The following is an 8,458-nucleotide window of genomic DNA, read 5'->3' on the forward strand; positions in this document are numbered from 1 at the left end:
CAGCTTGCAGGCCTTGGAAACATTCGAGAGTTCTGAAGCAAGCTCGAGCAAGGAAAGCTTCCGGCGTGCTATCTTCTGGTCCGTGGTCATGTTGTTCTCCGTCGAGGTTCAGGGTTGAAGTCGCAACTCCATCCTAAACCCACATCGGAGCGGCATGGCCACACCGGTCCGGGCGCGCTTGACTCTTGCGGTCCGCGCGCCCTACCAGCGGGCCAGACTGTCAGGTGAATACCATCTCAGATCACACGGCTATCTACGGGAATGGCGTTGGACGTCCCCCTAAAACCAATGCCCCGGAACCGCTATCCCGACTGGATTTCTCCTCCAATCCAGTTTGAAATCATTCTAAACTGCGTCTATATGATGTCCGATCAGAGGAATCGGACATGTTCATCCAGACGGAAGCCACACCCAACCCCGCCACGCTGAAGTTTCTGCCGGGCAAGCCCGTGCTGCCCGGTGGCACCCGCGATTACCGCGATGCCCAGGCCGCCGCCGAATCGCCGCTCGCGCAGAAGCTGTTCGCGGTGCGCGGCGTGTCCGGCGTGTTCCTCGGCCAGGATTTCATCACCGTCACCAAGGCGGACGCCGAATGGCAGCACATGAAGCCCGCCATTCTGGGCCTGATCATGGACCATTACCTCTCCGGCCTGCCGATGCTGGCCGGCGGGGCCGCGGGGGATGCCGCCAATGCCGAGGAATTCTTCGCGGAGGGTGACGCTGAGATCGTCACCACCATCAAGCAGCTGCTCGATACCAGGGTGCGGCCGGCGGTGGCGCAGGACGGCGGCGACATCACCTTCCACGGCTTCCGCGAGGGCGTGGTCTATCTCAACATGAAGGGCTCCTGCGCGGGCTGCCCCTCCTCCACCGCGACGCTGAAGCACGGCATCGAGAACCTGCTCCGGCATTTCGTTCCGGAAGTGAGCGAAGTCCGCGCCGTTTGACGCGCCGCGGCGAGGCGGCCTATCACGCCGCGTCATGAAGATCCTCAGCATCGACACCGCCATGGCGGCCTGTTCCGCAGCTGCCGTGGACACCGCGCGCGGCCAGCCGCTGGCCGCCGCCTTCACGAGCATGGAACGCGGCCATGCCGAGGCGCTGGCGCCGATGGTGGCCGCTGTGATGCGCGAGGCAGCGCTGGATTTCGCAAGCCTCGAGCGGATCGTGGTGACCACCGGCCCCGGCACCTTCACGGGGCTTCGCATCGGGCTTTCCTTCGCCAGGGGGCTGGGCCTGGCGCGCGGCATTCCGGTGACCGGGGTGGACAGCCTGACGGCGATTGCCGCCAATTGCGGCGCGGGGGAATTTCCGCTGCTGGTGGCCGCCGCCGCCGGCAATGGCCAGTGCTATGCGGCGCAATTCGAAGATTTGGCAAAGCCGGTTGTTCCGCCCCGCATCGTGGCGCTGGCCGAAGCGGCGGCGGGCCTGCCCCGCAACGCCTGGATCATCGGGACAGCAGCCGAGGCGGTGATCGCCGCCTCCGGGCGCGGCGATCCGCGGCGGTCACGGGCGGGCGATGTTCCGGTGGCCGCCAACTTTGCGAAGCTGGCCGTGGCCGGTGAGCCACACGGGCCGCCCGCGCCGCTCTATCTCCGCCCGCCGGACGCCAGGCCGCAGTCCCCGGGAAGGGCGGATGCTGTTTCCTTCGAACCCGCCACCGCCGCCGCCGCCCCGGTGCTGGCCGCGCTCCACGCCGAGGCCTTCAGCGAGGGCTGGACGGCGGCCGCCTTCACGGAGCTCCTCGCCATGCCCGGCGCCAGCGCCCGGCTGGCGCTCGTCTCGGGGGAGCCGGCCGCCCTGCTGCTCACCAGACAGGCGGCGGACGAGGCGGAGATCATCACCCTCGCCACCAGGCCCGCCGCCCGCCGCCAGGGTCTGGCGCGGCGCTTGCTCGCGCGGCACATCGAGGAGTTGCTCAACCAGGGCGTGCGGAGTATATTCCTGGAGGTTGCGGAGTCGAACAGCGCGGCGCGGGCGCTTTATGCCAGCCTCGGCTTCGCGCAAGCGGGGCAACGGAAAGGCTACTACAAGCGCACCGGCGGCAACGAAAATGCACTCATTCTGCATCGAAAAACGCGAGTTTGAGCACCATGCGTTTCTGGCTTCTCCTGCCGCTGTTCGCGGCCATCACCCTGCCGCTGATGCCGCTGCAGCAACTCTTCGTCTGGCTCCGGCTCGGCCTCGCCCGGAGATTTCCCATGTATTATCACCGGTTAGCCTGCCGGCTGCTGGGGATCAGGCTGGAAGTGATCGGTGAGCCGCCCCAGGCCGGCCCCATGCTGATTGTCAGTAACCATGTGAGTTGGCTGGATATTCTGGTCTTGAGCGCGGTGGCGCCGGTGTCCTTCGTGGCCAAGCGGGAGGTCAATGGCTGGCCGTTTTTCGGCAGCCTGGCCAGGCTGCAGCGCACGGTGTTTGTCGACCGCACCCGCCGCCATGCCGTTGGGCGCTCGCATGACGAGATGCAGGAGCGCTTGCGGGAAGACGATATTCTCGTGCTTTTTCCTGAGGGTACGTCGAGCGACGGGCGCCGCGTCCTGCCCTTCAAGACGTCGTTTTTCGGGGCTGCCGGCCTGCCCGGCGTGCTGGTACAGCCGGTGACGCTCGCCTATCACGGCCACATGAATCTGCCGATGAACCGCCGTCTGCTGCCGAGCTACGCCTGGTATGGCGACACCGATCTGGTGCCGCATCTGGTCGGCGCGGTGAACACCGGGCCCATCGAGGTGACGGTAATTTGCCATTCGCCACTTGCACTTAGCGGCGAACTTACGCGCAAGACGCTGGCCCGGCATGCCGAGCAGGAGGTGCGCCGGGGCTTGCGCCTCGCGCTTCACGACCCGGCGAAAATCCGCTAGAGGCCAAGGTCATGGAACCCGTTTCCAAGAAGGTCTTCGTCAAGACCTATGGCTGCCAGATGAACGCCTATGACAGCGAGCGCATGCGCGATGTGCTTGCCCCCCTGGGTTATGCCGAAACGGCACGCGCGGAGGATGCCGATCTGGTCATCCTCAATACCTGCCATATCCGTGAAAAGGCTGCAGAAAAAGTCTATTCCGAGCTTGGAAAGATGCGCCGCCTCAAACGTTTGCGATCAGAGCAGGGCGGCGGCATGCTGATCGCCGTTGCTGGCTGCGTGGCGCAGGCGGAAGGCGAGGAGATCGTCAGGCGGGCACCGGCCGTGGATCTGGTGTTCGGGCCACAGACCTATCATCGCCTGCCGGAGCTTCTGGCGCGCCACCAGGCGGATGGTAAGTCCTTGGTCGAAACAGAGTTTCCGGCGGAAGACAAGTTCGGCGGGCTGGCGGAAAAGGCGCTGCCGCGCAAGGGAGTCGCGGCCTTTTTGACCGTGCAGGAGGGTTGCGACAAGTTCTGCAGTTTCTGTGTCGTTCCCTATACCCGCGGAGCCGAATTCTCCCGCCCCGTCGCGCAGATCGTCGCCGAGGCCCAAAAGATGGCCATACAGGGCATCCGCGAGATCACCCTGTTAGGACAAAATGTTAATGCTTACAGTGGCTTGAATGAGAGGGGGCAGAAGGCCGGCCTGGCTGGACTCGTCGCCGAACTGTCATTGATCGAGGGTATCGAAAGGCTGCGCTACACCACGAGCCACCCACGCGACATGACGGAAGACCTGATCGCTGCCCATGCCGAAAATGCCAAGCTGATGCCCTATCTGCATCTGCCGGTCCAGTCAGGCAGCGATGCCATCCTCAAGGCCATGAACCGCGGCCATACGGCCGAGCACTACCTCCGCCTGATTGAGAAAATCCGCAGTTTTCGCAATGACATAGCCATGTCTGGTGATTTCATCGTTGGCTTTCCCGGAGAGACGGAGAAGGATTTCGAGGCCACCCTCGCGCTGGTCCGGGACGTGTCCTATGCCAGCGCCTTCTCATTCAAATATTCGCCGCGCCCCGGCACCCCAGCCGCCGAGCGGGAGGGGCAAGTCTCCGAAACCGAGAAAGCCGCGAGGCTGGCGGAGCTGCAGGCGCTCATCAATGCCCAGCAGGCTGCCTTCAACCGCGGCATGATTAGCCGTAACCTGCTGGTCTTGCTGGAGAAAACTGGCCGCCATGCCGGACAGCTGGTGGGCCGGTCACCCTATTTGCAGCCGGTGCATCTTGAAGCGCCGGCCGGGCTTATCGGAACCACAGTGGATGCCCATATTACGGGGGTTGGAAGCAACAGCCTTTCAGGTCATTATGTTCAGGCACACTAATCACGGAGAATCATGTCCTTGAATCCGCCCGTCACCGCGGCCCAGCTCGGCAGCCCTAAGACCGCTTCCCGGCAAGAAGATTCGGATATTCTCACCCTCTCCTTCGACGACAACCGGTTGTTATCCCTGCTGTGCGGCGAGCATGACGAAAACCTCGCCGTGCTTGAGCACCGGTTGCATGTCGATATCACACCACGCGGCAACCGGCTTGCGGTGCGGGGCAGCGAGACGGCCCGCAACGCGGCGCGCGACGTGCTGATGGGGCTCTATAACCGTGCCCGCCGCGGACTCGACATCAGCAAGGGCGAAGTCGAGGGCGCGATCCGCATGCGGGAGGCGCAGGAAACCAACGTTCCCGGCGGCGCGATCCGTACACGGCGCAAGCTGGTGATGCCGCGCACCCCGACGCAGGGCACATATATCGAGGCGATCCGCAAGAACGAACTGGTCTTCGGCATCGGCCCCGCCGGCACCGGCAAGACATATCTCGCGGTGGCCTGCGCCGCCGAGGCGCTGATGAATGGCGAGGTTGACCGAATTGTTCTCTCACGTCCCGCTGTTGAAGCCGGAGAGCGGCTGGGCTTCCTGCCAGGTGACATGAAAGAGAAAGTCGACCCCTATCTGCGGCCACTTTATGACGCGCTCTATGACATGATGCCGGCGAGTCTGGTGGCCAAGGGAATCGCCGAGAATCAGATCGAAATCGCGCCCCTCGCCTTCATGCGCGGCCGCACATTGTCCTCGGCATTCATCATTCTCGATGAGGCGCAGAACACGTCGCCACAGCAGATGAAAATGTTCCTAACGCGGCTTGGTGAAGGAAGCCGCATGGTGGTGACGGGAGATCCCACGCAGGTCGACCTGCCGTCAGGAGCCGTGTCGGGGCTTGCTGATGCGGTCTCCATTCTCAAGGGTGTCCAAGGCGTTGCGTCGGTTGGGTTCAGCAATTCCGATATCGTGCGCCACGCACTGGTCGGCCGGATTGTTGCGGCCTACGACAAGAAGGCCCCCAAGCCACGGACATGAACGTTTCGATTGAGGTTGAAGACCAGGCCTGGCTGGACGTGCCGGGTCTGGAAGACTTGACCCGCCAGGTCGCCGGCGCAGCGGTATTTGCGGCAGGTGGCCACATGGATCGGTATGAAATTGCAGTTCTTTTTACAAGCGAAGCTTCGATGGCGGACATCAACGCGCGATGGCGCGGCCAGAACAAACCGACCAATGTGCTGTCTTTTCCGGCGCCAGCGGACATGCCGGTGCCCGCCGGCGAAGCGCGGCCGTTGGGTGATATTGTTCTTGCTCATGGCGTGATCACCCGGGAGGCGGCCGCGCAGGGCAAGACGTTGCATGACCACACCGCCCACCTTATTGTGCATGGCGTTTTGCATCTATTGGGCCATGACCACGACGATGACGCCGAAGCCCAGAGCATGGAACGGCTCGAAACGGTAATTCTCAAAGGCCTTGGCATCAGCGATCCCTATGAGCGACATTGAAAACCCTAGCCGGCCTACGCCGTCCGAGACAGGCAGAGAAAACCTGTGGCAGCGGTTGAGAAGCCGTTTCAGCCGCAACCGGGACAAGGGGCTGCGCGAGAGTCTGGAAGGCGCGATCGAAAGCCACGAGGCTCAGAACCCCGGTGAAGCGGTGGCCGAGGAGGCGAAGTCGATGATGCTCAACATCATCGAATTCTCAGGGCTGCGCGTCGATGATGTCATGGTGCCGCGGGTCGACATCGTCGCCATCGACGAAGCCGATTCAATGCAGGGTCTAATGACCAAGTTCATCGACGCCAATCATTCGCGCGTGCCGGTTTACCGCGAGACGCTTGATGGCGTGACCGGCATGATACACGTCAAGGATTTCCTGCGCTGGATGGCATCGCGCGGGACCCAAAAGCGCCGCTCCGTGAAATCTGAAAGGGCGGAGAAGAATGCAGCGCCACTTGGCCTCAGTATTGCCGCTTCGGCGCTCGCCACGACGGTGAAGCAAGCCGGCATCAATCGCGAAGTGCTGTTCGTGCCACCCTCGATGCCAGCAACCGACCTCCTGGTGAGGATGCAGTCCAGCCGTACTCATCTTGCCATTGTGATTGATGAGTATGGCGGGACTGAAGGCCTTGTTTCGATTGAGGATTTAGTCGAAGTCATCGTCGGAGACATATCCGACGAGCACGACACGGAAGAAGATCTCGAGGTCCGGCCCACTGAGGACCGTAGCTATCTTGCAGATGGCCGCGTTGATTTGTCGCAACTGGAACCTATTCTGGGCGTGGACCTGTTGCCTGAAGAGGAAGAGGAGGAGGCGGACACGCTGGCAGGGCTAATCTTCAAGATCGCCGGGCGGGTCCCCGCACGAGGTGAGATTGTGCGCCACGGAAGCGGCTTGGAGTTTGAAATTCTCGATTCCGATCCCCGGCGGGTGAAACGGGTGCGGATCAATGCCCGCAATGTGAGCAAGCCAAGAGCCGAACGGGAAACCGATCTACCCACGAGTTAGTGTTCCGCAAATGTTCTTGACCTGGCCAGCAACCCCTAATAGAAGTTTGATTGGAGGTTGGCAGGATGACTTCGCGCGCATCGACGGTGGCGTTTCAGGGCATTGAGGCCGTCGCCGTCGACGTCCAGGCACAATTCCTGTCTGGAATGGTCCAGTTCAACGTGGTGGGACTTGGCGACAAGGCGGTTGCCGAAAGCCGGGAACGCGTAAGAGCGGCACTGCATGCGATCGGCCTGGCGCTACCAGGCAAGCGGCTGGTCGTAAATCTTTCTCCCGCCGATCTCCCAAAGGAAGGCAGCCATTTTGATTTGCCGATCACCCTGGCGGTGCTCTCCGCACTCGGCATCATTCCGCAGGATTTCCTCACCCGATATGTAGTGATGGGCGAACTGGCTCTGGACGGCGGTATCGTGGCTGTTTCCGGCGTACTCCCGGCGGCAATTGCCGCCAACGCACGAGACATGGGGCTGATCTGCCCAAAGGCCTCCGGGCCGGAGGCAGCCTGGGCTGGTGAAGATGCCGACATTCTCGCGCCCGAGAACCTGATCCAGCTCGTCAATCACGTAAAGGGCACACAAGTGCTTTCCCGGCCCAAACCGGCCATGGCACGGGAAACGGACCATCTGCCGGACCTGCAGGACATCAAGGGCCAGGAAACCGCCAAGCGCGCGCTGGAAGTTGCCGCCGCAGGTGGGCACCATCTTCTGATGGTGGGGCCTCCTGGAGCTGGCAAGTCCATGCTGGCGCAGCGCCTGCCCTCGATTCTTCCACCCATGGATTCGCGCGAGATGCTGGATGTCAGCATGGTCGCCTCGCTGGCGGGGGAACTCTCGGGGGGTCAGCTGTCGCGCCGGCGGCCGTTCCGGGCGCCACATCACTCTGCTTCGATGCCGGCCCTTGTCGGCGGCGGATTGCGCGCCAAGCCCGGCGAGATGGCGCTCGCCCACCACGGCGTGCTGTTCCTCGACGAGCTTCCTGAATTCCAGTCAAGGGTCTTGGAATCGCTGCGCCAGCCGATGGAAACCGGAGAAACCGTGGTTGCGCGCGTCAACTATCACGTTACCTATCCCGCGCGCTTTCAACTGGTGGCGGCCATGAACCCCTGCAAGTGCGGCATGGCCGGTGAGCCAGGACATATCTGCCGCAAGGGGCCACGCTGCGCGGCCGACTATCAGGCACGGATTTCCGGACCGTTGCTCGACCGCATGGACATCCAGATCGAACTGGCAGCAGTGAAGGCCTCCGATCTTACGCTGCCGCCACCCAAGGAAACCAGCCAGGACGTAGCGGCCCGCGTGCGTGCAGCCCGCCAATTGCAGGTGGAACGGTTTCAGAGGCTCGGCAAACCCGAACTGCGCACGAATGCGGAAGCTGACGGAACCTTGCTGGAGGAGATCGCCAGGCCCGACCCGCAGGGACTTAACCTCTTGCGTGACGCTGCTGACGCCATGAACCTTTCGGCGCGCGGCTATCACCGGGTGCTGCGGGTGTCACGCACGCTTGCTGATCTCGACCGGCGCGAACAGGTCTCGCGCATCCATGTCGCGGAAGCACTCAGCTATAGGCAAAAGCTTGCCGCGTTCCAACTCGCCAGCTAGAGCGGCACCCTATCTGAATGAATCTTTTTGGGATTCCCAAATCAGCGAGAAAATGATTCACACTGTCTGCCGGGTTTGGAGGCCGGCAGTCATGTCGAAAGCGCTGTCACTCGATCTCAGGGTCCGGGTCCTGGCC

Annotated in this window: 8 protein-coding genes; all 8 read left to right on the top strand. The window is 62.7% G+C overall.

Going from position 1 to position 8,458, the window contains the following annotated elements:
• The first annotated feature begins 386 nt into the window (after positions 1-386).
• The 8 genes from ACKOED_RS01345 to ACKOED_RS01380 all read left to right on the top strand — a co-directional run bounded on the left by ACKOED_RS01345 (position 387) and on the right by ACKOED_RS01380 (position 8,322).
• Positions 387-947, top strand: a complete 561-nt coding sequence (locus ACKOED_RS01345) for a NifU family protein (RefSeq protein ID WP_408914775.1) — start codon at positions 387-389, stop codon at positions 945-947.
• Positions 948-981: 34 nt separating this feature from the next.
• On the top strand, positions 982-2,088 hold the full coding sequence (tsaB, locus tag ACKOED_RS01350) for a tRNA (adenosine(37)-N6)-threonylcarbamoyltransferase complex dimerization subunit type 1 TsaB (protein ID WP_408914776.1): 1,107 nt from the start codon (positions 982-984) through the stop codon (positions 2,086-2,088).
• A 5-nt stretch (positions 2,089-2,093) separates the two neighbouring features.
• Positions 2,094-2,861, top strand: coding sequence for a lysophospholipid acyltransferase family protein (locus ACKOED_RS01355; protein WP_408914777.1), 768 nt, complete (start codon positions 2,094-2,096; stop codon positions 2,859-2,861).
• Positions 2,862-2,872: 11 nt separating this feature from the next.
• A complete protein-coding gene (miaB, locus tag ACKOED_RS01360; RefSeq protein WP_408914778.1) occupies positions 2,873-4,225 on the top strand; it encodes a tRNA (N6-isopentenyl adenosine(37)-C2)-methylthiotransferase MiaB in 1,353 nt (450 codons plus the stop codon).
• Positions 4,226-4,237: 12 nt separating this feature from the next.
• A complete protein-coding gene (locus ACKOED_RS01365; RefSeq protein WP_408914779.1) occupies positions 4,238-5,251 on the top strand; it encodes a PhoH family protein in 1,014 nt (337 codons plus the stop codon).
• Complete coding sequence (gene ybeY, locus ACKOED_RS01370) at positions 5,248-5,721, top strand: rRNA maturation RNase YbeY (protein WP_408914780.1); 474 nt, start codon at positions 5,248-5,250, stop codon at positions 5,719-5,721. The genes ACKOED_RS01365 and ybeY overlap by 4 nt, the downstream gene beginning before the upstream one ends.
• Positions 5,708-6,724: a hemolysin family protein gene (locus ACKOED_RS01375; RefSeq protein WP_408914781.1), complete on the top strand. Its 1,017-nt coding sequence runs from the start codon at positions 5,708-5,710 to the stop codon at positions 6,722-6,724. Before ybeY ends, ACKOED_RS01375 begins: the two co-directional genes overlap by 14 nt.
• 65 nt (positions 6,725-6,789) lie before the next feature.
• Positions 6,790-8,322: a YifB family Mg chelatase-like AAA ATPase gene (locus ACKOED_RS01380; RefSeq protein ID WP_408914782.1), complete on the top strand. Its 1,533-nt coding sequence runs from the start codon at positions 6,790-6,792 to the stop codon at positions 8,320-8,322.
• Positions 8,323-8,458 lie beyond the last annotated feature (136 nt).

The organism is Aestuariivirga sp., assembly GCF_046093005.1.
Lineage (GTDB): Bacteria > Pseudomonadota > Alphaproteobacteria > Rhizobiales > Aestuariivirgaceae > Aestuariivirga.

Excerpts from the sequence above, each read along its gene's own strand:
- ACKOED_RS01345 (WP_408914775.1), top strand. The coding sequence starts at position 387 with ATGTTCATCCAGACGGAAGCCACACCCAACCCCGCCACGCTGAAGTTT.
- tsaB (WP_408914776.1), top strand. The coding sequence starts at position 982 with ATGAAGATCCTCAGCATCGACACCGCCATGGCGGCCTGTTCCGCAGCT.
- ACKOED_RS01355 (WP_408914777.1), top strand. The coding sequence starts at position 2,094 with ATGCGTTTCTGGCTTCTCCTGCCGCTGTTCGCGGCCATCACCCTGCCG.
- miaB (WP_408914778.1), top strand. The coding sequence starts at position 2,873 with ATGGAACCCGTTTCCAAGAAGGTCTTCGTCAAGACCTATGGCTGCCAG.
- ACKOED_RS01365 (WP_408914779.1), top strand. The coding sequence starts at position 4,238 with ATGTCCTTGAATCCGCCCGTCACCGCGGCCCAGCTCGGCAGCCCTAAG.
- ybeY (WP_408914780.1), top strand. The coding sequence starts at position 5,248 with ATGAACGTTTCGATTGAGGTTGAAGACCAGGCCTGGCTGGACGTGCCG.
- ACKOED_RS01375 (WP_408914781.1), top strand. The coding sequence starts at position 5,708 with ATGAGCGACATTGAAAACCCTAGCCGGCCTACGCCGTCCGAGACAGGC.
- ACKOED_RS01380 (WP_408914782.1), top strand. The coding sequence starts at position 6,790 with ATGACTTCGCGCGCATCGACGGTGGCGTTTCAGGGCATTGAGGCCGTC.